Genomic DNA, 22,481 nt, shown 5'->3' with positions numbered 1-22,481 from the left:
TCGGACCGTCCACCCCGGCACGTAACCCGTTGCGGTTACGTGTGGTTGAGAACTCCTAACACTCTGGGCGTCGTAGATAACACGGAACGGTTACCATGACTGAACTCGGCGGATTTCAAGACAGGGTCGCCCGCATCGATCTCTCGGACGGGGAAGTCGCATACGAGTCGATCGACGACGAAGATGCAAAGCAGTATATCGGTGCGCGGGGGCTTGGGGTAAAGTACGTCTTCGACCAGGGTCCGGACGTCGATCCGCTCGGACCCGACAACCTGCTGGCCTTCATGAACGGGCCGCTGTCGGGCACGCAGGTAACGATGAGCGGCCGGATCGCCATCTGTACCAAATCGCCGCTGACCGGGACAGTTACCGACAGCCACCACGGCGGCTGGTCCGGCGCTCGGCTCAAGTGGTCCGGCTTCGACGGCCTGTGTTTCGAAGGTGAGGCCGACGAACCGGTCTACGCCTTCGTCGAGGACGGCGAAGTCGAACTGCGCGACGCCTCCCACCTCTGGGGCGAGGGCTTCCACGACACGCGCGATGCCATCGAGGAGGAAGTCGAGGGGTCCTACGGCAAGAACCTCTCGATCATGGGGATCGGCCCCGGCGGCGAGAACGGCATCAAGTACGCCTCCATTATGAACGAGGACGACCGGGCCTCCGGCCGCGGCGGCACCGGCTGTGTCATGGGGTCGAAGAACCTCAAGGCAGTCGTCGTCAAGTCCTCGACGAAGATGCCGAAGCCGGCCGACCCGGAGACGTTCAAGGAGGGCCACCAGCAGGCCATGCAGGCCATTCAGGAATCGGAGGTCACCGCGCCCAACGAGGGCGGTCTCTCGATGTACGGCACCAACGTCCTGATGAACATCGGCGAGGAGATGGACGGCCTCCCGACCAAGAACGGGAAATACACCTCGACCAAGAGCATGCGCGAGGCCGAGGGCGTCGACATCGACGCTGAACGGGTCTCCGGCGAGAACGTCCGCGAGAACATCCTCGTCGACGAGCCGACGTGTCACTCCTGTCCCGTCGCCTGCAAGAAGGAAGTCGAGGTGACGACGATGCACAAGGGCGAGGAGATGAACGTCCGCACCGAGTCCTACGAGTACGAGTCGGCCTACGCGCTCGGCCCCAACTCCGGCCACACCGACCGCGACAAGATCGCGCTCATGCTCGAGCGCTGTAACGACATGGGCATCGACACCATCGACGCGGGCAACATGATGGCGATGGCCATGGAGATGACCGAGGAGGGCAAACTCGAGGGCGTCGGCGAACTCGAGTGGGGCGACACCGAAACCATGATCGACATGATCGAGCGCATCGCCCACCGCGAGGACGACCTCGGCGACCTGCTGGCGGAAGGTCCAAAGCGCGTCGCCGACGCGAAAGACGCCCACGACAACTCGCTGGCGGTCAAAGGCCAGACCATCGCGGCCTACGACCCGCGCTGCATGAAGGGGATGGGCATCGGCTACGCCACCTCGAACCGCGGGGCCTGCCATCTGCGCGGGTACACCCCCGCAGCCGAAATCCTCGGGATCCCCGAGAAGGTCGACCCCTACGAGTACGAGGGCAAGGGCGAACTCACCGCCCAGTTCCAGGACCTCCACGCCATCAGCGACTCCTTCGACATCTGCAAGTTCAACGCCTTCGCGGAGGGCATCGAGGAGTACGTCCTGCAGTACAACGGGATGACCGGCCGCGACGTCGGCGAGGAGGAACTGCTCGAGGCCGGCGAGCGCATCTACAACTTAGAGCGCTACTACAACAACCTCAACGGCTTCGACGGCGCCGACGACTCCCTGCCCGTGCGCTTCCTCGAGGACGGCATCCGCGGCCAGGGCGCAAGCGAGGGCGAGTACTGCGAACTCGAGGAGATGAAAGAAGAGTACTACGACCACCGCGGCTGGGTCGACGGGGTCGTCCCCGACGAGAAACTCGACGAACTCGGCATCGACCTCGGCCCCGGCACCGGCGTCAGCGGGGAGGGCGGTGCGGCGGTCTCGAGCGACGACTGAGCGGTCAGGTCGGGTTCGTTTTTTCGCGGTCGAGACGGCGTGTCCGGAGTGATATCGGTCGCCCTACCGACTGCTGTCGTCCGATCCGAGCAGTAGACGACGGCAACGATGCGACGAGAAGGAATCTATCGACGAACGGTGTCGACTCGAGCGGGATCCACTACAATCGATCCGAAGACGGCGAACGCGCCCGGTTCAGTCATCGGCGACCGCGGGCGAGCCGTAGCTCGACCCGGCCTCGGCGTCGCTCTCCGGTTTGGTCAGTTCGATCTCGAACCCGTCGTCGCCGACGGAGACGTGGACGTCGTCGAAGTTCGTGGCGTATTCGGTCGCGTGCTTGCCCGAGGTGTTGATCCGGACCTGCTCCTCGACCAGGTCGGCGTCGGTCAGCAGTTCGACCTTCCGGTAGGCGGTCGACATCGGGATGTCACAGCGGTCGGAGAGTTCCGTCGCGGTCAGTGCCTCCTCGGTCGTCACCTCGAGGATGGCCCGACAGGCATCGTCATCGAGGGCGGCCAACACGGCCTGTGTATCGACGGTCTCGTCGCGGTGCCAGCCTCGCTTCCGGGCGTCGGAGTTCGTAGCGGACATCTGTTACACCTCATCGTATCCACCGAGCCCCCTCCAAACGAGTCCCAATAAATACAGGGCCCTTTATATAGGGTGGGATGCGGGTGGCGGGGTCGAACTGCGGACACAGGGTTTAGGATGCCGGCCCCCCGAGTACCGGTCGATGGCTTCGGGGATTCGCGCTGAGATAAAGATCGACGACCCGCCGGACTGCGTCGTCGCGCAGGCCGCCGCGGCGGCCAGTGGGCGGGTCCATTCGGTTTCCAAAAGCACCAGCCCGTCCGCGCCCGAGCGCGTGACCGAGGAGTTCATGCTCGAGGCCGACGACTACCCCGAGGAGTTCGACGTCGACGCCGAGATCGAGTCGATCTTCTCCTACGGCTCGAGCGAGGTCTACCGGTTCGAGCGCGAGCTGGGCCACGGCTGTCCCTGCGAGTGTATCGAGGGCCACGACTGTCCGGTCGTCGACGTCCGGGCACACGGCAGCGCGTTGTATCTCACGTTCCACACCCCGGACATGCACGTCCTGCAGGCGGTCATCGGCGACCTGCGCGAGCGGTATTCGGGGCTCGACGTCCAGCGACTGCTTCAGTCCCAGCAGGACCACGACGAGCGACACCTCGTCTTCGTCGACCGGAGTACGCTGACCGACCGCCAGACCGAGGTGTTGGAGACGGCTCACCGGATGGGCTACTTCGACCACCCAAAGCGGGCCAATGCCGGCGAGGTCGCCACGGAACTCGGGATCACCAGTACGACGTTTACCGAACACCTCGCGGCGGCCCAGACGAAACTCCTCGATGCGATCCTCGACCATGAGTGACCGACGACGCGTCGGTCGTCGGTCGGGACAACGGGACGAGGACGGCGGCTGCTGACTCGAACCCTATGAACGTAACGGGACCTACAGGCCGGTGGCACCGAACCGCAACCCTATATATACTGGACGTACAGCTATACGGTAGACAACCGACGGTTCACGCGAGTTTCCCCCGACATGAGTAGATACGAGTTCACGTGCCCCGAGTGCGGGCAGGAGATCGAGGTCAACGAATCGATGCGCGAGGCCACGCTTACACACGGCTGTCCGGTCTGTGGGGCATCGGTCTCGTCGGCGGACTTCGTCGCAGAACAGCAGACGAATTAGACTCGCTCCGAGTCGGCACCGGCCCGATCGCCCGCTCTTACTCCTCTCGATCGACTTCGGTTCGCCGTCCCGCCAGCGTTGCGGGCACGAGGCGGTAGAGTTCGATGTCGAGTGCGTCCTTCCCTTCGGCCCAGATTTCGAACAGCGGCCGCTTCGCGTCGCCGTACTGGGCGATCTGGTCCGGCGTCAACTCCGCGGGCTCGATGCTTTGTAGTTCGCCGGTCGCGATGACGCTCCGGTAGGTCGAACCGGCTTCGTCGTAGACGACGAGTCGCCCCGCAGGCGTGGATTCGAGGAACTGCCGCTTCTCGCTGTCGGGCGTCGATACCATCCGCATGTAGAACTCCCGGGCGTCGTCGTCGTAGCCGTACGAGATCGGAATCGCATACGGGTCGTCCGTCCGCGCGAGCGACAACACCCCCGTCTCGTGACGACTGAGGAAGTCGTCGATCTCCGCGTCGGTCATCTCGGTTTCCTGGTCGATAGCCATCGTCTGGGTGGTTCTTCAAAGGTGAAACACGATCTTTATAGTTGCCATCGACCGCGAGCGGCCGCGGCGCGACCGCGACGCCCACGAGGGGCCGCTGACCGCCGCTACTCGTCGTCTTCCGGCGTGGCGATGACCACCGGCTCGCGGATCTCGAGGGCCGTCTCGAACTCCGCCTCGCGGTCGGTTCGTCGGCCGATCCGCAGGAGTTGCTCCTCGTGTGCGCGACGAACGGCCGACAGTTCGCGATCGGTGAGTCCGATCTCCTCGCCGATCTCCTCCCAGTGGCCCCACCCGACCAGGAAGGCCTCGAGATCGTCGTCGGCGTAGCATCGCTCGAACTCCCGGCGGTACCGCTCGCGATCGGGGCCCACCCTCGCCTGCGCCCGCTCGATGAGGTCCGGCAGTCGGGTCGCCGGGACGCTCGCCTTCGCGGCCGTCAGCAGGAGGACCTGCCCCTCGATCGGTTCGCCCGCCATCTATCCGCCCGCGCGCATCGCCTTCTGTGCGAACTGCTCGACCAGCGGCTCGAGGGTCTCCTCGTCGCCCTCGAAGACGATCGTCACCTCGGTCAGTTGCAGCGACGGGCCGACGCCGACCCGCTCCGACGAGAACGTCGCCGTCCAGTCCTCGCCTTCGACTGTCGTATCGTCGACCTGCTCGCCACCCAGATTCGTCAGGTAGCGGACGACGAGCCGCTCGGAGATGCCGCGAAAGGACCGTTCGAGACGAGTTACCATACACCCGGTTCGACGGCCGGACGGATAAAATCGCGTTCAGCGGTAACGGGTTACAAGAGTGCGCGGAACGCGATGACGGCGCCGATTCCGCCACACAGCGACACCAGGATGTTCTCGGTGCGCCACATGATCGCCACCACGACGCCGGCTGCGCCCCACTCCGCGGGCCCGCCCGCCGCCAGCTCCGGTCCGAGGATCGCGATCACGATCGCGCCCGGCAGGACCGAGAGGCCGGCTTCGACTCGATCGCTCACCTCGAGTCGGGAGAGCAGCCAGAAGCCGCCGATTTTCGTGAGGGCGGTCACGATCGCCATCGCGAGGACGACGCCGACGACGAGCGGATCGAGCGCGAGCGGTCCCTCACTCATCATAGCGGACCACCTCGACGGCGGCGGCCGCGAACCCGCCCAGGAGGATGTACCACTGGCCGGACAGTAGGGCGTCGGCGACGACGGCGGTTGCGAGCGCGACGAGCCACGGCACCAGCGTCGCCCGCCCCTCCCAGAGTTCGAGCGCGAGCGCGACGAAGACCGCCGCGAGGACGAAATCGAGGCCGTACCGGGCCGGGTCGCCGATCACGCCGCCGGCGGCCGCGCCGACGACCGTCGCCGCGACCCAGAAGAGCCACATCACGATCCCGGTCCCCAGCAGGAACGCGCCCCGGCTGCCTCCGTCTTTGAGTTCGCGCATCGTCAGTGCCCAGTTCTCGTCGGCCATCAGCAGGAGGCTGCCGTAGCTCCGAAGCGGGGTGAGTCGCTCGAGCCACGGGCGAAGCGCCGCGCCCATCAGCGAGTACCGGAGGTTGATCGCCAGCGTCGCGAGGAGGACGGTCGCAATGGGGATCGGCTCGGTCCAAAGCTCGACGGCGACGATCTGGGCCGCGCCGGCGAGGACCGTCGCACTCATCAGTGCCGCCTCGGCGACGCTCAGGCCCGCCTGGCGCGCGAGCATCCCGAAGGCGATCCCGTAGCCGCCGACGCCGACGGCGATCGGGAGACAGGTCAGGAAGCCGGCGCGGATCCCTTCGCGATCGAACGTGACCGACTCGGCCTCGACCTCGGCGGGTCGGCCCCCGCCGATCGAGTCCGGTGGCGTCTCACCGGCGGCACCGCGATCCGCGTCACTGCTGTCGGTTTCCGTCACGTTCGACTCGAGTATCACGAGGCCTAAAGCGTTCTCGAAAGTGCCCGCAGCTATCGGGGGCGTCCGCTCGGATTCACGCGCCGTAGCGCAACAGCGCTAGCGCGACGACGCCAGCGGCGGCCCCGTACAGGAGGCCACTGACAGCCGCCAGCGCGATCGCGATCAGTGCAGCGACGACCCCGAGGAACAGACAGGCCTGCTGGATTCGCGACCGGTCGTCGGTCCGCTCGATGAGGCGGTCGACCCCCAACTCGAAGACGAGTTCGGCGGCTTCGTCGAGCATACGCTGATCGTTTCGACCGACCAACAAAAGCGTCGGGGAAATCCCCCGGATCACCGCCCGATTTCACCCTACCCGCCGGCGACCGGCGGGAACACCGACACCACGTCGCCCGCTTCGAGCGTCGTGTCGACGCCCTCCATGTGGACCACGTTGCGGCCGTTTTTCAACACGCTCAGTTGCGGCCGAACCTCGCCATCGGCGAGTAGCTGCCCCTCGAGGCCCTCGTACTCGGCCTCGAGGCTCGCGAGGACGTCGCCGACGGTGGCGTCGTCCGCCACGGTTCGCGTTCGCTCCTTCTCGCCGACGGCTTCCCGGAACGTGGCGAAGAATCGGAGATCGATGTCCATACCACGTACTCGCCGTCCAGCGACATAAGTCCGTCCGGTAACGCGGTCCCGGGACGCGGCGGCCGTTCTTAGATCGGTTCGACCGTCGGCGACGACGCGTCGTCGTTGGGCTCGGCGTCGGTCCCGGCGAGCGCCGCCTCGATCGCGGCCATCCCTTCCTCGGCCGCCGCGTCGGCATCGTCGGCGTCGACGGTCACCGTCACCGCGAACTCGAGCGCGATCGTGTAGGGATCGAACGGCGCGGTCGGGTGTTCGTACACGTCGGCGTCGGCGATCTCCCAATCGGTCAGCCGGCCCGCCGCAACGAGCGCCTCGAGGGCCTCGGCGAGTTCGGCCTCGGCCTCGTTGCAGGCGGTGGTATCGGATCCTCCATGGAGGGTGAGATGCGTCGTTCCGGCGTGGGAGACGGCGAATGACATACCGTTTCCTACGCCGTCCTGAAGTTTCAACGCTTGGGAGAAGAGAGCGTGTCATAGAATAGTTCTCAGGAGGCGTTGTTCACGGTTTCGCCCTTGAGCAAAACCCATGACTGACGAAATTCATAGGATTACACGCGAATTGGAAGCTGTATAATCGCCAAGTTGAGGGTATGAGACGTATTCTATGACACGCTAAGAAGACGGTTCGAAACGGGTCGCCGTCGCTACAGGTCCTGCAGCCGAATGCCGTCCTCGACAAGTCGCGCGTTTCGCTCCCGGTCGAGATGGTCGGCGAGGTCGTCGTGGTCGTACAGTTGGGCGATCACGTCGGCGTACAGCGTCCGCCACGCGATCGCGTAGATCGGCGACTGGCCCCACGCCCGGAGTTCGGGCACGAACGCGTCGTAGGTCTCGTAGCGCTCCTCGAACCGTTCGATGGCCTCGAGTATCCGTCCGGCGGCCTCGCGGTCGTCTTCGGCCTCCTTGCGGACGCGGTTGAGTTGGTCCTCCCAGCCCGCGACGGCCTTGTGCATGTCCGCCGCCGCGCTCTCGTCGTCGTCCGGCAGTCGCTCGAGGATCGGCTCCGGTACGCCAAGGGAAATTTCCTCCATGCGGCATGATATGGGATCAACTGGCAAGAAGATGGTCCTCCGTCCTTGCGATGGTGTCGGCGTCCGGCGCTCCGCGAGTACCGACGGGATGGGGTCACGACCGACGCTGTGGCTCGGCCTCCAATTCGTCCCACAGCTCGGTCAGCCACTGGCAGTACGTGTCGACGAGCCGGATCGCGAGGTCCTGCAGATCACGCCGGTACCCGGTCGGCTCCGCCAGCGTCTCTTCGTGAGTCGCTTTGACGTCGTGCCATCGGCTGCGGGCCCGTTCGAACCGATCGATCAACGCGGCGAGCCGGTCGCGCCGTTCGTCGGTCGGGAGGTGATGGAGAAAGCCGATCGTCAGAACGAGTCGCGGGCCGCCCATCGGAATCTCGTCGTCGGGGATCGGCTCGTTCAGCAGCGTCCGAAGTCGCTCGCGACCGTTGTCCGTGATCGCGTACTCGGTTTCCCGGCGGCCCGCCTCCGTGACCGACGTGACCGCCGTGACGTGACCCACCTCCCGGAGCCGCTCGACGGTCGGCTCGAGCGCCCCGTACCCCGCTGTCCAGTATCGACTGAAGTTGTGCCGGAGCCGCTCGCGGACGGTTTCCGTGTCGGCGGGCTCCTCTGCGAGTACTCCCAATACGCCGAGTTCGGCGAACTGATTCGATTCCATGCGTCCGAGTCCACTGTGGCTATGTATAGTGCTACCGCCAAACAGCGTATTCGTCGAGGCCGATGCGACGGATCGACTCGCTCTCCAGTGTGCTACGGCCAGATCGCCAGCATGACCTCGTCGACGTACTCGCCGTCGAGACAGTACTGCCTCTCGTGGGTTCCCTCCCGCTCCCAGCCGTTCTCCTCGAGGAAGGCGATCGCCCCGTCGTTGGTCGCGGGGACGTGCTGGTAGCACTTCTCGTAGCCCGCGCCGATCGCCCACTCGAGGCCGTATTCGAGCAGTTCGGTGCCGATTCCCTCCCGGCGGTGGTCGGGATCGACGCCGACGGTCACCTCGGCGGTATGACGGAGCGCCCGGCGTTCGGGTGCATCGACGTGGAGCCAGCCGACGACGTCGCCGTCCGTCGACGCGTCCGCGTTTCCGCCGGAATCCGCTTCCGACTCGTCCTCGTCATCGGACGCCGGCTCGAGGATCGCGGTGAAGACGACCCGCGCCCGGTCCTCGTTGGCTCGTACGAGCGCCCGATCGCGCTCGAGGTCGGTCGCGACGTGGTCGGCGACGACGTACGGCCCATCGGCGGCGACCGTCCGCATCGTCTCGATGATCCCCGCTCGGTCCCGCCCGCGTGCCGGCCGGATGGTGACGCGCCCGTCCTCGCAGTCGAGGTCCGTCGTCGTCGCCGCGAGCGCGACCCGAAGCTTGCCGTCGGTCTCGGTCAGATGTCCCTCCGCCTGCAGTGCCTCGAGACACGTGCGGAGTTCGTCCGGCGTCGGCGGCACCGACTCGGTGTAGGTCCCCGACCGCGCGGGCTTGGAGGTGGCCCGGCCGTCGTCGACCGTGATCGAGCGGGCCAGCTCGTCGCGAGTGACGGCTCCGTTACGCTCGACGTACTCGTAGACGCGCCGCTGGAGGTCGGTCGTGAACGATCCCGTCGGGTCCGGTATCATATCTACGCCCGCGCCGACCGCCGCCATTAGTATGCGATCCGTATCGTCCGCCCCGTGGGACCGCTCGCGGCGACGCCGCAGTTTCGATTCCGTTTCGGACCGTCGATCACCCCGTTCCGTCCGGCCAATCTCCGATTAGGGCCGCTCCGACGCAGTCGATGTCCGTCCGGCCCAGTATAGGAATTGCTATAGCAGTATGTAGTTTATGAGATACTGTTCGAACGGACGTTCCCGTTCTGACCTCGGAGCAAGCGCCACTCGACTCGATGGACCGATCGTTCCGACCGGCAACTGGGCCGACGATCGGTTCGTCTCCCTCAGTACCTGGCCATCGTTGCCAGTTCACACGATTTCACGGCCGATGGCACGGCGTCAGTCACGACCGGGACTCCGGGCCGCGACGGTCGACTGCAACGCTGCAGTCGAATCCGTCGTTCGTCGGCGATCGAGTTTCCACGATACCACCGGGTGGCTCGAGTCGGTATCGGCCCGTTCGGAGCGGCCGGTTTTCGGGTCGTGACCCAGGGGTTTGAGGCCGGTGACGACGGTTCCCGACCGTCGGACGAGAACCGGATTCCGATCGGACTCGAGCGGGCCGGGTGGCCACGGGAAGTCCGGTCGTCGCCGATCGCTGTCGATGAGTCGCCCGCGATCGGCCGAACGGATGAGTTGCCGGTCGTCGTCAGAGTCGTGCCCGGGTGGTCGACTACGGCGATCGGTCGTCGGTTCGAACCTTCCCCTTCGACTGCGGACGCCATTTCAGGGCTGTTTCGGCTCGTCGTTACTTGCGGACGGCGATGACGTCCTCGGGTGGCCGTCCGTTCAGTCCCTGAGTATCGAAGCCCGCGCGGACCGCGACCGGGCTGCGACGCGTCGCTATCGGCACGAGTCCGGTTGTTTGCGGCGACTCATTCGAGCGATCGCGGTCCGATCACGCTCGGTCGGTACTCTCCCCTGCACCACAGGTATAAACTACATATGGCGATACAGAAATGGTGTTCGGAGCCCGGTCCCTGGCGGTGGTGGAGTCAACGAGCCGATCGACGTCCGTCGTCGGCATTTGGCCGAAAGAGCCACTTAGGGGCCTCGAGCCCGTAGGACACGTATGACTGCGTCTTCGGATCCATCCCCGACGCTTCCGGACGGCACCCGACTCGGCCGGGCCGCACTGGTGGTCGCCGACCGCACTGCGACCGTCGACTTCTACCGCGACACCGTCGGCCTCCGTGTGTTAGAGCGGGCCGATCGAACGACGACCCTCGGAACCGAGGGGACGGCACTGCTGGTCGTCCGCGAGGACTCGACCGTCGCGTCGCGCGACGAGCGGGCGGCCGGTCTCTATCACATCGCCTTCCGGGTCCCCTCGCGGGCAGCGCTTGCCGCCGCCCTCGAGCGACTCCGGGATGGCTGGACGCTCGAGGGGGCCTCCGATCACGGCATCAGCGAGGCGCTGTACTGTACGGATCCCGCGGGTAACGGAGTCGAGATCTACCGCGACCGGCCCCGAGCGGCGTGGCCGCGGGCCGACGACGGCACCATCCGGGCCGCCGGCGCGCCGCTCGACCTCGATACCCTCGCGGCCGCCGGCGATGCCGGGCCGGCTCCCGCGGGGCCGCAACTGGTCCCCGACGGAACGACGATCGGCCACGTCCATCTCGAGATGTCCTCGCTTGAGGCGGCGCGGTCGTTCTACGCCGACCGGCTGGGATTCGACGTGACGATGACGGGCGTGCCCGGCGCGCTGTTTTTCGCCGCCGGGGGCTATCACCACCACGTCGGGACGAATACGTGGAACCGCCGGTCGGAGCCGGCCGGCGGGCGGGGACTGGCGTGGTTCGAACTGCTCGTCCCCGGTGAGGGGGCCCTCGAGGCAGTCCGGGAGCGACTCCTTGAGGCCGACGTTTCGATCACTGATCGTGGGGACGGGTTCGAGGTCGTCGATCCTGACGGGACCGCGGTTCGACTCCGACCGGGAACCGATGGGAGCCACTGAAGTCACTGCACACCCGATCGCATGACGGCTGTGCGATTGGTGTGTGAATCGTTTCAGTTGTTACTAGCGTGTCATAGAATACGTCTCATACCCTCAACTTGGCGATTATACAGCTTCCAATTCGCGTGTAATCCTATGAATTTCGTCAGTCATGGGTTTTGCTCAAGGGCGAAACCGTGAACAACGCCTCCTGAGAACTATTCTATGACACGCTCGTTGTTACTATAACTGGCTGGTGGAGCGTGTCATAGAAACGTTCTCAACGAAGGCAGCAGGGTGTGGAAACTATGTCCAGCAGCGCCACAACCCTGCAAGGCGTAGCTTCGGTTGACGACTTCTTGAATGTCGCGGCTACGGAGACAGCACCGCTATTCGAGTACTTAGAGTTCGAGTTTCTGCTGGAGTACGACGTGTTCGCCCCCGCTTCGAGGGGGCGAACACGAGTCCACAAGCCCCCAGAACTCTTCAAAGGCTTCCTGCACTGCTACTACAAAGGCATCTACGGCCCACGACCAGTCACACGAGAACTCCACAATACACTCACTTGGCTCTCCTGCGGTTTCGAGAAGCCGCCCTCACGAGACACTGTTGATCGGTTTCTCACCGATCTTGAATTGGTGGTGGATGATGTCTTCGACCGCCTCGTCGAGCAGGCCGCCTGCCGGGGCCTGCTCGACTCCACATACCGCATCGATTCGACTCACGTCACTGCAATCCAGTACAACGATGAAGCGACGTGGAACTACGACTCAACGGCTGAGGAACACTACTACGGATTCGGCTGTGTGATTGTGTCGGCCGGGCCAAAGATTCCGATTGCTGCAGAGTTCACACAGCGAAAGCAGATCGATGCTGAGACGGCGATGCGCGTCACGAAGGACGCGCTCGCCGTCGATACACCGATCTGGATGCTCGGAGACAGCGCTTACGACGTGCTGGAGTGGCACGACTTCCTGCTGTCGCAGGGAGTCGTGCCGATTGCGCCGTACAACCCACGCAATACGGACGATCCGCTTGACATCGAATACAGGGTCGAGGACCGCATTGACGAACACGCCGAAGACATCAGTCTCAAACAATCAGTACTCGCCGAGACGTATGATCATCGGACGCAAGTGGAACGAACAAACGAAGCCTGCAAGGACTGCGGCCTCGGGCACGTCCGCGCCCGAGGCCGCGTACATGCACGAACACAGGTGTTCCTTGCACTGAGTCTCCGCGTGATCGTCGCAGTTACCAACTACGAAAGAGGACACAATCCCGGACGAACGAAGCTCAAAACCCTGTGATCGATTCTATGACACGCTCGGCTGGTGAGGTACTCGAGCGCCACCGTAAGCGACGGCCGATCCTCGCCGACCGTTCGGTCACTCCCATGATGGGTCATACGGACGGAAAGTCACTCTCGAGACAGTCCGGCGCTAGGTTTACGCTTCTCGCGGGTCTTTCGAACGGTAGTATGGCTGCTGTCGATCCCTCGTCGGACGCGCTCGCCGCTCGACTGCGGTATCGGGTGGCCGTCGCGACACGCGGCCAGCGGGCGCTCGAGTCGGCCGACCTCGAGGTGCGGACCGAAGAGACCGATGTCGGGATCGAGACCGGCCCCACGTCTTCGTGTCGATGGCGACCCCGACCAGTTTTGGCAGCCGTTCCAGAACCTGCCGGATTCCGCGATTACCTATTCGGGCGAACGAACCCCACGTATATCCGTATTCGCCGAGTACGATGGTCCGAGATGGAAGGTTTCAGTCCGCGACCGGGGATCGGATCGATCCGAGGGAGACGGATCGTCTCTTCCGGGTGTTCGATCGGCTCCACGGCCGCGAGGAGTACGCCGGCACCGCCGGGGGCTCGCGCTCTGTCGGCGCATCGCCGAGCGCCACGATGGCGCGATCACCATCGACTCGGAGACGGGCGGGGGAGCAACGGTCTCCGTCGCGTTATCCACCACACCGGACCACGACTTGAGCGATGACTGAGACACCACACACCCAGCCCGAGCCGGCCCGAATCCTGCTCGTCGAGGACAATCCCGGCGACGTTCGCCTGACCAAGGAGGCGTTCAAACAGGGTCGTATCGAGAACGACCTGTACGTCGTCTCCGACGGGACCGAGGCGTTGGAGTTCCTTTCCAAGCACGGCGAGTACGCCGATGTCCCCCGTCCGGACCTGATCCTGCTTGATCTTAATCTCCCCGGCAAGGACGGCGAGGACGTCCTCGAGGACCTCAAGGCCGATCCGAAACTGCAATCGATCCCGGTGATCGTACTGACCAGTTCTCGGGCGGAAGAGGACATCGCCCGGTCCTACGAACTCCACGCGAACGCCTACCTCACGAAGCCGGTTGATCCGGACGAGTTCATCGAGACCGTTCGGGCCTTCGAGAAGTTCTGGTTCTCGGTCGTTCGGCTGCCACCGGAGGTCGATCCCCAATGAGCGAGACCGACACCAGAGCGGGGGCGGGCGGAGAGGGCGACGCGACCGACGTCCTTCGGGTCCTCCTGATCGAGGACAACCCCGGCGATGCCCGGCTAATCCAGGAGATGCTCCGGGACACCGAGGAGTTGGTCCAGCGGGTCAGCCCCGGCGATGCGGCCGGTGGGGCACCGGAGATCGTCCGCGAAACCCGCCTCGAGGACGGGCTCGCGACCGCCGAGACCGAACCGACCGACATCGTCCTGCTCGATCTGAACCTCCCCGACAGCGAGGGGCTCACGACCCTCGAGACGGTCCACGAGGAGACCGGCGAGACGCCGATCGTCGTCCTGACGGGGGTTCGCGACCAGCAGGTCGGTGTCAAGGCGATCCAGCGGGGCGCACAGGACTTCCTCGTCAAGGACGAGGTGACCAGCGAACTGCTGGTGCGGACGATCCACCACGCGATCGAGCGTGCCCATCAGGAACGAAAGCGCCGCCAGCAACGCGAGCAACTCGAGGCGCTGAACCGGCTCAACCGGATCGGCCACGACATCAGCCACGCGGTGATCACGACCGAGACACGTGCGGAACTCGAACAGCAGGTCTGTGACCGGCTCGCCGCGGAGGACGCCTACCGGTTCGCGTGGATCGGCGGTGTCAATCCGGGCAGCGACCGCATCGTGCCGGAGGCGGCCGCCGGCGTCGAGGACGGCTACCTCGACGAGATCGACGTCACCGTCGCCGCGGACGACGAGGCCGGGCAGGGGCCGGCCGGAACGGCCGTCCGGACCGGCGAGGTACAGGTCATGAACGACATGCGGACGGATCCGACGTACGGACCGTGGCGAGAGGCCGCGCACTCCCGCGGCTACCAGTCCTCGGCGGCGATCCCGATCATCCACGAGGACCTCGTCTACGGCGTGTTGAACGTCTACTCGTCGTCGCCGCGAGCGTTCGAGGGGCCCGCGACCGAGGTCCTCGCCCGGACCGGCGACGTCATCGCCCACGCGATCACCGCGATCGAGCGAAAGGACGCGCTGGTCAGCGACGCCGTCGTCGAACTCGAGTTCCGCATCGAGGAGCTGGCGGAACCGCTGATCCAACGCTCGACCTCGGAGGGGTGTACGATCGAGTTCGAGCAGTTGGTCGGCGGCGACGAGACGCTGCTGGCCTACGGCTCGGCGTCGGGGATCTCGCAGGAAGCCTTTCGCGACGCCATCGACGAGAGCGACGGGATCAGTGATGTCCGGTTTCTCGCCGTCCGGCGCGACGAGTTCGAGTTCGAACTCGTCGCCCCCGCGGCGGTATCGCTGTTCGAAACGATCGCAACTCACGGCGGCCGCGTCGCGTCGGCGACGATCGCCGACGGGGAGTTCCGGTTCGTCATCGAACTGCCACGGGGCCGGGACACCCGCCGGATGATCGAACTCATTCGGGACCAACGCGACGACGCGACCTACCTCGCCCAGCGGACCACCGAGCGGGGCGACCGCAACGACACCGGTCCGCTGTCGGTCCTCGAAGACGAACTGACCGACAAACAGCGGGCGGCCCTCGAGACGGCCTACTTCGCGGGCTATTTCGACTGGCCGCGAGGCAGTACGGGCGAGGAGATCGCCGAGCGCCTCGGTATCGCGCCCGCGACCTTCAACCAGCATCTGCGGACGTCAGAGCGGAAATTCTTCGAGTCGGTATTCGGCGAGTAACACGACCGAATGCTATCTCGGTGCCAGCCGGTCTCTAGCAGTTCCGTTCTCGGCCCCTGAACCACCGTGTGCCCGCCGCCCGATTTTTAGGCTACACGAAAAAATATAAGATAAGTTATATGAGTGTGGGTGCCCTATAGACTACTGTGATGAACACGCAGCAGACCGTCCAACAGGAAGCCGGTACCGTCGAGGAGAACTCGCTCAGGCTCGAGCCCGAGAAGGCCGAGCAGATCGTCGAGGCGCTCAACCGCGATCTGGCGGACGCGTACGTCCTCTATCACCAGCTCCACAAGCACCACTGGAACGTCGAGGGCGCGGAGTTCCTCGACATTCACGTGTTCCTGCAGGAGGTCTACGAGGACGTCGAGGACGCCGCCGACGAGATCGCCGAGCGACTGCAGGCGCTTGGCGGCGTTCCACACGCGAACATGACGACGCTGGCCGAGAAGGCGACCGTCGAACCCGAAGACGAGGACGTCTACGACATTCGGACGTCGCTTGCCAACGACCTCGAGATGATGGGCGACATCATCGAGAGTACGCGCCAGCACATCGAACTCGCCGAGAACCTCGGCGATCACGCGACCGCCGAACTCCTCCGCGAACAGCTCGTGACCATCGAGGAACACACCCACCATATCGAACACTACCTCGAGGACGACACGCTGGTCCTCGAGTCGGCGACGAACTGACGGCCGCTCGTGCGGGGCGATCCCCCGCCGCGGCTCGAATCGCTCTCTCGACCCGGCTCTTGTTATTTCTCGATCGCCGTCTCAGACCGGCACGTCGATCGCTTCGATGTCTTCGGCCTCGAGCAGCGTTTCGGCGACGCGTTCGGTCACGAGCGGACTGACGCTGCCCGCCAGTGTCATCGCCTCGCGGTCGGGCTCCGCGAGGTCGAGGACCTCTCGGAAGAACGTCGACAGGACGACGTAGCGCTCGTGGAGGTCGGCGGCCGCCTCGCGTCCCTGTTCGGTAAGCGTCGCTCCCTCGTACGGTTCGTAGCGCAGATAGCCCCGCTGCTCGAGACGCTGGAGCGTCTCCGTCGTGACCGACGGCGACCGCTCGAGTTCGTCCGCGACGTAGCCCGGCGACACCGGCTCCCCGGTCTCCTGTGCGCCCAGATAGCACACGAGCAGGTACTGGGATGCGTCCGTCATCCATGCCGTACGGACCGATTACGGCCGAGTCGCTGGCGGGCCTCACGAGCAGCGTCGGGGCGGGTCTCGGGTGACGCGACGGACTGCCGCGTCGGCCCGCGATCCCCGCGTGGATCGCCGTCCATATTATTTAGGCTTGCCTAAAACAATAAAGTAGTTGCGGCTCAGACGTTCCGTCGGTCGCCGTCGTCGCCACTAAAACGAGTGCCACACCCATCGCGGCTGTCGTCGGGCGAGCAAGTATGCAGCGACTTTCGCGGCGACCGCTGGAGCCGGGCCGTCCCGGGGCCCGACCGGGATTACGCCCCGCGCGGTCCGGTCGCGGACGGGGTCGCCTCCTCGAGCGGCCGACGAGCGGCCGCGGCGACGGACACCATCGCGATCCCGGTTACGAGGAGGTTCGCGCCGACGAGCAGGCCGATCGCCCACGCCGCAGTCGCCGGGAAACCGGCCCAGAGGAGGCCGGCGAGGACGAGCGCAGCGACGCCACTGACGGCGATCGAGGTCCGGCCGCGGGAGGCAGGCAGCCGCATCGCCGCCACGAGTTCCGTGATTCCCTCGACGGCCAGGTACGCTACGAGCGCGATCGTCAGGGTAACGAGCGCGATGGCCGGAGCCGCGAGTACCGCCGCTCCAGCGACGATCGAAACGACCGCCAGCGCAGTCTGCCAGGCCGAGCCGCGCCAGCCCCGCACCGCGAACGCGTGGCCCGCGTGGACGATCCCGCCCGCGATCAGGAGCAGTCCCAGCGCGAGCGTGACCGAGATCCCGGTCACGACCGGCACGGCCATCGCAAGCAGTCCGAGTAGCCCGACGATTCCGCCCGCGATCGCGAGCCGCCGCCAGTCGTTCTCGAGGGCGATGCCCTCGCCGTGTCCAGTGGGTGCTGTGATACTGTTCATCTCGTTCACCGCATTTTCCTACGTCGCGTCTGGAGATAAAACGAGTTCACGGTTTGACGGTCTGTCCCGGCTTCGGACCGGTCCGAACGGGTTTCGGGGCCGCTCGAGCCGTTGTCGGAATCGGTCCGGCGAAACAGACATTGTCGTTCGGGTGCCACCTCGAGGCGTGACCGACGACCGCGACGATCGCGAGTGTGACCTCTGTGGGGAATCGGTGCCGGCGGCCGTCTATCGCGAACACCTGCTCAAGACGTGTCCGGGACGGTAGCGGCGTCGCCGCCCGGTGTTTTCTCGAGATGAGAAGCAGGGAAAACCCTATACGAGTTGTCAGAATCAGGGAGACACAGTGATGGGGGCGTTCGACGCGAGTCTCTGGGAGTGTCCGGCGTGTGGTCGATCCGTCAACCGATTCGTAAACGGCCGTCAGTGCCCGTCCTGCCGGGTGGACGGTTCGGAGGGCCGTGACTGTGAATCCGACGCGACGTGACTATTTCTCTTCGACGTGGCGGACTTCGCAGGCGACCCCGCGCGTACTCTCGGCCATCTCACGGCCGAACATCTCGGCACGGCCGACGGCGAAAGCCTGGGGTCCCTCGACGATCACCTCGTCACCGACGCGAATGTCGTCGTCGGCGTCGATGACTCCCGGCGCGAGGACGCTTCCGTGGGGGACGAAGCCGTCGATCTCGACGCGTTTGGTCGGTGCCGCGCTCTCGAGCCACCGCTTCGCTCCCTCGAGCGTAAAGGAGAGGGTGCCGTACTGGGGGACCATCGTCGCGAGCTGGGTGTCCTCGTCGTCCCGGACCTGGATCTTGGGGTAGCGGCTCGTCGTCCGGATGTCCTCGAAGAGGTCGTCACCGGCTCCATCACCGAGCAGGTAGTCGGCGAGCGCGCGGACGGTGTTGTGTTCGCGCTCGCGCTTGGAGTACTTCAACTCGCCCGACAGCGCCTCGGCGAGGTTCGCGAGCGACTCGTCGTCGGTCGGGTGGTCGGCGACCGTATAGGTAATATCGAGGTCGAGCCGTTCCTCGACGCGTTCGACGATGTCGCGGTAGCCCTCGTCGGGGACGTGGGCGACGATCTTCGGGTACTCGTTGCGCTCGAGATATCGCTGCAGCACCTCGGCGACGAACCCCTTCTCGTCCTCGGACCAGCGGCCGGTCACGACGGTATCGTAGTGCTGGGCCGGGTAGGTCGTCTCGAGTTCCTGGGGCACGACGCCGATCGGCGAGGTCATCGAGACCAGATGCCCGCGCCACTGGATGGCGTCGTGGAACTGACGGTGGCTCTGTGACTCGCTGTAGGGCTTGGCGGCCGAACAGGGAACCAGCACCAGCGGGTTGTCGAACCGGTTGCGATAGCGCGTGGTCACCCGGTCGGCAAAGCGCTGGATCTCGACCCGGCGGAGGGTGTCGCCGGTCGCGGCGTCGATCCGTTCGTCCCGGAGGATCGGCGTCCGTTCCTCGAGGTAGCCCCACTGGTCATCGAGTTCACGCATAGCCGCGGTGAGCCACTGGTCCTGGCGGGCCTGCCCCTCGAGGTAGTCCCGCAGGCGCCCGTCGCGGATCCGCCGGCGGACGATCGCCAGTTCGGATTCGAGCGCGTTCCGGTTGTGGTCGGCACAGTCCTCGCGGGTGAACTCCTCGCGCGGTTGCTGACAGGCCGGACACGAGCAGGGGAGTTCCTCGAGGTCCTCGAGGAAGTAGGCCTCGTCGGTCGTCAGATAGCGACCCTCGGTGCCTTTCACGACGGCCGCGGTCGCGTCGAACAGGTCGACGCCGGCGTAGGCGAGCAGGGCCACGTTCCGCGGCGTCGCGACGCCGGAGAACAGCAGGGCGGTGTCGGCCGGGATCGCCTCGCGGACGTCGACGACCGCCTCGACCAGGGCCGCCCCGTGGCCCGTCACCGATTGGACGTTCGACAGCGCGTAGGCGTCCGTTCCCTGCGGCTCGACCTCCTCGCTCGAGACGACCGCGACGCTTGGGTAGTCGACATCGGGGGCGTCGACGGCGAACGACTCCTGGACCTCCTCGGGGGTGCCGCCGGGGAACGCCCGGTGGGGCAACACGGTAAGCCGGGACTTGTCGCCGTCGGGGAGATCGCGGTCCGCGCTCCAGAGCGACCCCGTGTCCTCGAGGACGTCGTCGACGAGTGCTGGCGTCGTTCGGGGCGAGGAGAGGCGGAGTTCGCCCACGCGCGCGGCCCCGTCGCGCTCGTGTACTTCGAAGTACTCGGTCATACCCGATATGACCGCGGCGAGCGAAAGAGGGTGTCGATAGCGAGCGGTCGGTTCGACCCGCGGCGAGGGCCGTCTCCTTGGCTACCGGTAGAAACGTGTGAAAATCAACCTTTATGACCTCTCGATCGAATGTCATTCGTATGGAATCCAAATCAGACCTCCGATCTACGGACGGGTTCAGGGCGTTCCTGATCCTGTCCGTGGTCGCCGCAGTCGCCCTCGCGACCATCGGCCTGCCGGTCATCTACGGCGGGTCGACGACGACTGCGGCCGCGGAACCGACCGTCGAATCGTATCAGACCGCCTCCCAGGCCGGCTCCGAACTCGGTGCGGCCGACGACGTCTACCTCGGCGAGAACGGCAGTGCAGTCCTCGAGTACGAGGACGAGATTGACGACCTCGAGCAACTCGAGGTCGGCATGGACGTCAGCGAAGGGCTCGCCTACATGCTGGTCGAGGGCGGCTACGAGGAGACCGACGAGTTCGAGAGCGGGTCCTTCTCGGCGATCCTCGATCAGGAGGGCTTCTCCGGAAACGGATCGATGGTGATGCAACAGCCCGACGACCTCGAGCGACTCGACCTCGACGTTTCCGGTGAGGTCTCCGACGAGACCAACGAGTTCGACGCGACCGTGACCGGCGCGTTCGCCAGCGAAGAAGCGGATCCGACGACGGTCGAGTCCGACGGGCAGGTCACGATGTCCGGGGACCGACTCGAGACGAGCGGCTCCGCGACCGTCGCGGTCGAGAGTCCGACGGGATCGCCCGCCGGCGGCGAGTCGCTCGATGCCTCCCTTCAGGAGACGTCGAACGGCTACGTCCTCGACGTGGCACAGGAACGCACCGTCGGTAACCCCTCCGACTGGGACACGCGCGACAGCGCGTCACAGACGCTCACCGAACAGTACGCGGCCGTCGCCACGCGACTCGGCGGGAACGCCGACGTCGGAATCGAGAACTACGACTTCGACGACGACCGGAACCGCCTCGATATCGAATTCACGATCGAGTACACCGGGATCGATAGCGGGATCGAACAGGCGCTCCCGATCGCGCTGATGAACGACGAGACCGCCGGACTGAGCCAGGAAGAGGCCCAGGCGGTCGCGACCGGGGTCACCGACCTCGAGATCGATACCATCGAGGTGGCCTACGAGCAGAACGGCGGCTCGATGGACGCCCAGTGGAACGTCCAGATCGGGAACTACGACGAACTCACGTTGGCGATGCTCGACGCGGTCGAGTCCAGTGCCACGGAGGAAGAACTCGAGCAACTGAACATCGAGGAGACCAGAACGATCATCGAGGCACAGCAGGCCGCGAACCTCGAGACGAATCTGGAGTGGGACGCGTCGATCGAGCAGATCAGCGGTCAGGAACTTCAGTTCGACGTCGAGGCCTCGGGTGACACCGAGAACTGGGGGGCCTACCTCGACGAACTCGAGTCCCGCGACGTCCAGCGCCCCAACGATGTCAACTTCGATCTGTCCGCCGAAACCGCCGACGGGAAACTCTCGCTCGACGGGACGTTCGAGATCGAGGGCGAGGACCTGGCCGGACAGGCGCTCGATACCATGGCACAGTCGGCCCAGACGGGTCCGACCGGAACGGCACCCGAAACCACCCGGTACGTCGAGACGCTGTCCGACGCCAACCTGCAGGTCGCCCGCGTCGACGCCGACGTCAGCGACGGGACGGTACGGCTCGAGGGCGGTGCGAAGTTCGAGGACATGAGCGAACTGACCGACACCGTCACGGGGACTATGGCCGTCAGCGGCGTCTCCAGTACGGCGTCCGGTGACACCGCATCGATGTACGTCCACGTCGAGGACATGGGCGACGTCGACACCGCCTCGGCCACGAAGGCAGATATCGACCACCTCGAGGTCGTCGGCGACGAGACGACCGTCCACGAGGCCGGCGAGTGGGACAAGGAATTCCCCGAGGTCCCCACCGACACGATGAGCGAGTATCTCAGCACCGAAAGCGCTGAGACGAGTAACGAGACCGACGACGGCGACGAAGACGACAGCATCCCCGGCTTCGGTCCGGGGATCGCGCTCGCGTCGGTCGCGGGACTGCTGACGGCACTACTGCTCCGCCAGCGGAACTGAGACGATCGCTTTTTTCGGCCGTTCGACCGGTAGCGACGCGACGCTCAGGCGCGCTCGAGATACGTCGCCGTCGCGGAGGTGTGGCCGCGGTTGAACGAGAGGATCTTGATGCGGATCGCGTCGGTCGGCTCGCAGTCGGCGGGGACGTCCTCGACGAAGACGACGAACCCTTCAACCTTGCCGACGGCCCGTCGCTCACCGGAGTGGTGATCGGTGAACTCCCGAATTGCGACGGTCTCGACGTCGCCGATATCGACCGGTGGGTCGCGGTCCTGTGCCTCTTCGTGGCGCTTTCGGGAGCGCTGTGCGGCCGCCGACCGCCCGCGGCCACGAATCCGTCTGAACAGCCACGTCCCGATCACGAACGCAACGAGCAGCCCGCCGCCGAGTACGGCTGGTCCGAACATACCGGGAACGGGAAGCGCCGAGGGTTTCGGTGTTCCGATCCGGATAGCCCACCGCTGAGGTCGGTCGGAAACGTTCCGTTGGTGCGGACGAGTGATCGGTCGCCGTGACGCGCGAGGGCAGCCAGCCGTTCCGAACAGTGTGGGAACAGAATTGCGCCACAGC

Annotated in this window: 26 protein-coding genes; 10 read left to right on the top strand and 16 right to left on the bottom strand. The window is 65.6% G+C overall.

The window, feature by feature from the left end; translation table 11 throughout:
• The first annotated feature begins 95 nt into the window (after positions 1-95).
• Positions 96-2,021: an aldehyde ferredoxin oxidoreductase family protein gene (locus NATPE_RS14990; protein WP_006181369.1), complete on the top strand. Its 1,926-nt coding sequence runs from the start codon at positions 96-98 to the stop codon at positions 2,019-2,021.
• A gap of 195 nt (positions 2,022-2,216) precedes the next feature.
• Here NATPE_RS14990 and NATPE_RS14985 read toward each other — a convergent pair whose 3' ends face one another.
• Positions 2,217-2,612: a winged helix-turn-helix domain-containing protein gene (locus tag NATPE_RS14985; protein ID WP_006181368.1), complete on the bottom strand. Its 396-nt coding sequence runs from the start codon at positions 2,610-2,612 to the stop codon at positions 2,217-2,219.
• A gap of 142 nt (positions 2,613-2,754) precedes the next feature.
• Between NATPE_RS14985 and NATPE_RS14980 the strand changes: the two genes are divergently transcribed.
• Together NATPE_RS14980 and NATPE_RS14975 are read left to right on the top strand one after the other, a co-directional pair.
• On the top strand, positions 2,755-3,414 hold the full coding sequence (locus NATPE_RS14980; RefSeq protein ID WP_006181367.1) for a helix-turn-helix domain-containing protein: 660 nt from the start codon (positions 2,755-2,757) through the stop codon (positions 3,412-3,414).
• A gap of 174 nt (positions 3,415-3,588) precedes the next feature.
• On the top strand, positions 3,589-3,738 hold the full coding sequence (locus NATPE_RS14975) for a DUF7560 family zinc ribbon protein (protein ID WP_006181366.1): 150 nt from the start codon (positions 3,589-3,591) through the stop codon (positions 3,736-3,738).
• Positions 3,739-3,775: 37 nt separating this feature from the next.
• Here the strand turns inward: NATPE_RS14975 and NATPE_RS14970 are convergent, their stop codons facing one another.
• The 11 genes from NATPE_RS14970 to NATPE_RS14920 all read right to left on the bottom strand — a co-directional run bounded on the left by NATPE_RS14970 (position 3,776) and on the right by NATPE_RS14920 (position 9,376).
• On the bottom strand, positions 3,776-4,228 hold the full coding sequence (locus NATPE_RS14970; protein ID WP_006181365.1) for a pyridoxamine 5'-phosphate oxidase family protein: 453 nt from the start codon (positions 4,226-4,228) through the stop codon (positions 3,776-3,778).
• A 104-nt stretch (positions 4,229-4,332) separates the two neighbouring features.
• Positions 4,333-4,704: a hypothetical protein gene (locus tag NATPE_RS14965; protein WP_006181364.1), complete on the bottom strand. Its 372-nt coding sequence runs from the start codon at positions 4,702-4,704 to the stop codon at positions 4,333-4,335.
• On the bottom strand, positions 4,705-4,965 hold the full coding sequence (locus tag NATPE_RS14960; RefSeq protein ID WP_006181363.1) for a hypothetical protein: 261 nt from the start codon (positions 4,963-4,965) through the stop codon (positions 4,705-4,707).
• 50 nt (positions 4,966-5,015) lie between these two features.
• A complete protein-coding gene (locus tag NATPE_RS14955; RefSeq protein WP_006181362.1) occupies positions 5,016-5,336 on the bottom strand; it encodes an AzlD family protein in 321 nt (106 codons plus the stop codon).
• A complete protein-coding gene (locus NATPE_RS14950; RefSeq protein ID WP_015299178.1) occupies positions 5,326-6,108 on the bottom strand; it encodes an AzlC family ABC transporter permease in 783 nt (260 codons plus the stop codon). The genes NATPE_RS14955 and NATPE_RS14950 overlap by 11 nt, the downstream gene beginning before the upstream one ends.
• A gap of 73 nt (positions 6,109-6,181) precedes the next feature.
• The gene (locus NATPE_RS14945) at positions 6,182-6,391 is read right to left on the bottom strand and encodes a hypothetical protein (protein WP_006181360.1); all 210 of its coding nucleotides are present in this window, start codon (positions 6,389-6,391) and stop codon (positions 6,182-6,184) included.
• Positions 6,392-6,459: 68 nt separating this feature from the next.
• A complete protein-coding gene (locus NATPE_RS14940; protein WP_006181359.1) occupies positions 6,460-6,738 on the bottom strand; it encodes a ubiquitin-like small modifier protein 1 in 279 nt (92 codons plus the stop codon).
• Positions 6,739-6,806: 68 nt separating this feature from the next.
• The gene (locus NATPE_RS14935) at positions 6,807-7,157 is read right to left on the bottom strand and encodes a hypothetical protein (protein WP_006181358.1); all 351 of its coding nucleotides are present in this window, start codon (positions 7,155-7,157) and stop codon (positions 6,807-6,809) included.
• Between the two features lie 224 nt (positions 7,158-7,381).
• Complete coding sequence (locus tag NATPE_RS14930) at positions 7,382-7,768, bottom strand: hypothetical protein (RefSeq protein ID WP_006181357.1); 387 nt, start codon at positions 7,766-7,768, stop codon at positions 7,382-7,384.
• 94 nt (positions 7,769-7,862) lie between these two features.
• Entirely contained in the window at positions 7,863-8,426 is a 564-nt protein-coding gene (locus NATPE_RS14925) for a PadR family transcriptional regulator (protein WP_006181356.1), read from the bottom strand.
• A gap of 92 nt (positions 8,427-8,518) precedes the next feature.
• On the bottom strand, positions 8,519-9,376 hold the full coding sequence (locus NATPE_RS14920) for a GNAT family N-acetyltransferase (RefSeq protein ID WP_015299177.1): 858 nt from the start codon (positions 9,374-9,376) through the stop codon (positions 8,519-8,521).
• A gap of 1,105 nt (positions 9,377-10,481) precedes the next feature.
• Between NATPE_RS14920 and NATPE_RS14910 the strand changes: the two genes are divergently transcribed.
• The 6 genes from NATPE_RS14910 to dpsA all read left to right on the top strand — a co-directional run bounded on the left by NATPE_RS14910 (position 10,482) and on the right by dpsA (position 16,188).
• Positions 10,482-11,369 (top strand): VOC family protein, encoded by an 888-nt coding sequence (locus NATPE_RS14910; RefSeq protein ID WP_006181353.1) that lies wholly within the window; start codon positions 10,482-10,484, stop codon positions 11,367-11,369.
• 287 nt (positions 11,370-11,656) lie between these two features.
• The gene (locus NATPE_RS14905) at positions 11,657-12,658 is read left to right on the top strand and encodes an IS5-like element ISNpe18 family transposase (protein ID WP_015298676.1); all 1,002 of its coding nucleotides are present in this window, start codon (positions 11,657-11,659) and stop codon (positions 12,656-12,658) included.
• A 294-nt stretch (positions 12,659-12,952) separates the two neighbouring features.
• Positions 12,953-13,348 carry an ATP-binding protein gene (locus tag NATPE_RS23495; RefSeq protein WP_081597644.1) on the top strand — a complete coding sequence of 132 codons (396 nt, stop codon included), beginning with the start codon at positions 12,953-12,955 and terminating at the stop codon, positions 13,346-13,348.
• The gene (locus tag NATPE_RS14900) at positions 13,341-13,805 is read left to right on the top strand and encodes a response regulator (protein WP_006181352.1); all 465 of its coding nucleotides are present in this window, start codon (positions 13,341-13,343) and stop codon (positions 13,803-13,805) included. The genes NATPE_RS23495 and NATPE_RS14900 overlap by 8 nt, the downstream gene beginning before the upstream one ends.
• Positions 13,802-15,493 (top strand): bacterio-opsin activator domain-containing protein, encoded by a 1,692-nt coding sequence (locus tag NATPE_RS14895; protein WP_006181351.1) that lies wholly within the window; start codon positions 13,802-13,804, stop codon positions 15,491-15,493. Before NATPE_RS14900 ends, NATPE_RS14895 begins: the two co-directional genes overlap by 4 nt.
• Before the next feature lie 149 nt (positions 15,494-15,642).
• The gene (dpsA, locus tag NATPE_RS14890; RefSeq protein WP_006181350.1) at positions 15,643-16,188 is read left to right on the top strand and encodes a DNA starvation/stationary phase protection protein DpsA; all 546 of its coding nucleotides are present in this window, start codon (positions 15,643-15,645) and stop codon (positions 16,186-16,188) included.
• Between the two features lie 81 nt (positions 16,189-16,269).
• Here the strand turns inward: dpsA and NATPE_RS14885 are convergent, their stop codons facing one another.
• From NATPE_RS14885 to arcS, 3 genes are all read right to left on the bottom strand, one after another.
• Positions 16,270-16,656 (bottom strand): metal-dependent transcriptional regulator, encoded by a 387-nt coding sequence (locus tag NATPE_RS14885; RefSeq protein WP_006181349.1) that lies wholly within the window; start codon positions 16,654-16,656, stop codon positions 16,270-16,272.
• A gap of 299 nt (positions 16,657-16,955) precedes the next feature.
• On the bottom strand, positions 16,956-17,558 hold the full coding sequence (locus tag NATPE_RS14880; RefSeq protein ID WP_015299176.1) for an HdeD family acid-resistance protein: 603 nt from the start codon (positions 17,556-17,558) through the stop codon (positions 16,956-16,958).
• A 487-nt stretch (positions 17,559-18,045) separates the two neighbouring features.
• Complete coding sequence (gene arcS, locus NATPE_RS14875) at positions 18,046-19,797, bottom strand: archaeosine synthase subunit alpha (RefSeq protein ID WP_006181346.1); 1,752 nt, start codon at positions 19,795-19,797, stop codon at positions 18,046-18,048.
• 140 nt (positions 19,798-19,937) lie between these two features.
• On the opposite strand from arcS, the gene NATPE_RS14870 reads away from it, so the two are divergent.
• Positions 19,938-21,911: a hypothetical protein gene (locus NATPE_RS14870; protein ID WP_006181345.1), complete on the top strand. Its 1,974-nt coding sequence runs from the start codon at positions 19,938-19,940 to the stop codon at positions 21,909-21,911.
• 44 nt (positions 21,912-21,955) lie between these two features.
• On the opposite strand, the gene NATPE_RS14865 is transcribed toward NATPE_RS14870, so the two are convergent.
• Positions 21,956-22,318 (bottom strand): TRAM domain-containing protein, encoded by a 363-nt coding sequence (locus NATPE_RS14865; protein ID WP_006181344.1) that lies wholly within the window; start codon positions 22,316-22,318, stop codon positions 21,956-21,958.
• Positions 22,319-22,481: the final 163 nt, after the last annotated feature.

The sequence above is a fragment of the Natrinema pellirubrum DSM 15624 genome (genome assembly GCF_000230735.2).
GTDB lineage: Archaea > Halobacteriota > Halobacteria > Halobacteriales > Natrialbaceae > Natrinema > Natrinema pellirubrum.
This window is presented reverse-complemented; position numbering and strand designations above follow the sequence as displayed.

Excerpts from the sequence above, each read along its gene's own strand:
- NATPE_RS14900 (WP_006181352.1), top strand. The coding sequence starts at position 13,341 with ATGACTGAGACACCACACACCCAGCCCGAGCCGGCCCGAATCCTGCTC.
- NATPE_RS14970 (WP_006181365.1), bottom strand. The coding sequence starts at position 4,228 with ATGGCTATCGACCAGGAAACCGAGATGACCGACGCGGAGATCGACGAC.
- NATPE_RS23495 (WP_081597644.1), top strand. The coding sequence starts at position 12,953 with ATGTCGGGATCGAGACCGGCCCCACGTCTTCGTGTCGATGGCGACCCC.
- NATPE_RS14965 (WP_006181364.1), bottom strand. The coding sequence starts at position 4,704 with ATGGCGGGCGAACCGATCGAGGGGCAGGTCCTCCTGCTGACGGCCGCG.
- NATPE_RS14870 (WP_006181345.1), top strand. The coding sequence starts at position 19,938 with ATGGAATCCAAATCAGACCTCCGATCTACGGACGGGTTCAGGGCGTTC.
- NATPE_RS14880 (WP_015299176.1), bottom strand. The coding sequence starts at position 17,558 with ATGAACAGTATCACAGCACCCACTGGACACGGCGAGGGCATCGCCCTC.
- NATPE_RS14895 (WP_006181351.1), top strand. The coding sequence starts at position 13,802 with ATGAGCGAGACCGACACCAGAGCGGGGGCGGGCGGAGAGGGCGACGCG.
- NATPE_RS14865 (WP_006181344.1), bottom strand. The coding sequence starts at position 22,318 with ATGTTCGGACCAGCCGTACTCGGCGGCGGGCTGCTCGTTGCGTTCGTG.
- NATPE_RS14930 (WP_006181357.1), bottom strand. The coding sequence starts at position 7,768 with ATGGAGGAAATTTCCCTTGGCGTACCGGAGCCGATCCTCGAGCGACTG.
- NATPE_RS14905 (WP_015298676.1), top strand. The coding sequence starts at position 11,657 with ATGTCCAGCAGCGCCACAACCCTGCAAGGCGTAGCTTCGGTTGACGAC.
- dpsA (WP_006181350.1), top strand. The coding sequence starts at position 15,643 with ATGAACACGCAGCAGACCGTCCAACAGGAAGCCGGTACCGTCGAGGAG.
- NATPE_RS14945 (WP_006181360.1), bottom strand. The coding sequence starts at position 6,391 with ATGCTCGACGAAGCCGCCGAACTCGTCTTCGAGTTGGGGGTCGACCGC.
- NATPE_RS14975 (WP_006181366.1), top strand. The coding sequence starts at position 3,589 with ATGAGTAGATACGAGTTCACGTGCCCCGAGTGCGGGCAGGAGATCGAG.
- NATPE_RS14990 (WP_006181369.1), top strand. The coding sequence starts at position 96 with ATGACTGAACTCGGCGGATTTCAAGACAGGGTCGCCCGCATCGATCTC.
- NATPE_RS14985 (WP_006181368.1), bottom strand. The coding sequence starts at position 2,612 with ATGTCCGCTACGAACTCCGACGCCCGGAAGCGAGGCTGGCACCGCGAC.
- NATPE_RS14920 (WP_015299177.1), bottom strand. The coding sequence starts at position 9,376 with ATGATACCGGACCCGACGGGATCGTTCACGACCGACCTCCAGCGGCGC.
- NATPE_RS14885 (WP_006181349.1), bottom strand. The coding sequence starts at position 16,656 with ATGACGGACGCATCCCAGTACCTGCTCGTGTGCTATCTGGGCGCACAG.
- NATPE_RS14940 (WP_006181359.1), bottom strand. The coding sequence starts at position 6,738 with ATGGACATCGATCTCCGATTCTTCGCCACGTTCCGGGAAGCCGTCGGC.
- NATPE_RS14935 (WP_006181358.1), bottom strand. The coding sequence starts at position 7,157 with ATGTCATTCGCCGTCTCCCACGCCGGAACGACGCATCTCACCCTCCAT.
- NATPE_RS14955 (WP_006181362.1), bottom strand. The coding sequence starts at position 5,336 with ATGATGAGTGAGGGACCGCTCGCGCTCGATCCGCTCGTCGTCGGCGTC.
- NATPE_RS14960 (WP_006181363.1), bottom strand. The coding sequence starts at position 4,965 with ATGGTAACTCGTCTCGAACGGTCCTTTCGCGGCATCTCCGAGCGGCTC.
- NATPE_RS14910 (WP_006181353.1), top strand. The coding sequence starts at position 10,482 with ATGACTGCGTCTTCGGATCCATCCCCGACGCTTCCGGACGGCACCCGA.
- NATPE_RS14925 (WP_006181356.1), bottom strand. The coding sequence starts at position 8,426 with ATGGAATCGAATCAGTTCGCCGAACTCGGCGTATTGGGAGTACTCGCA.
- arcS (WP_006181346.1), bottom strand. The coding sequence starts at position 19,797 with ATGACCGAGTACTTCGAAGTACACGAGCGCGACGGGGCCGCGCGCGTG.
- NATPE_RS14980 (WP_006181367.1), top strand. The coding sequence starts at position 2,755 with ATGGCTTCGGGGATTCGCGCTGAGATAAAGATCGACGACCCGCCGGAC.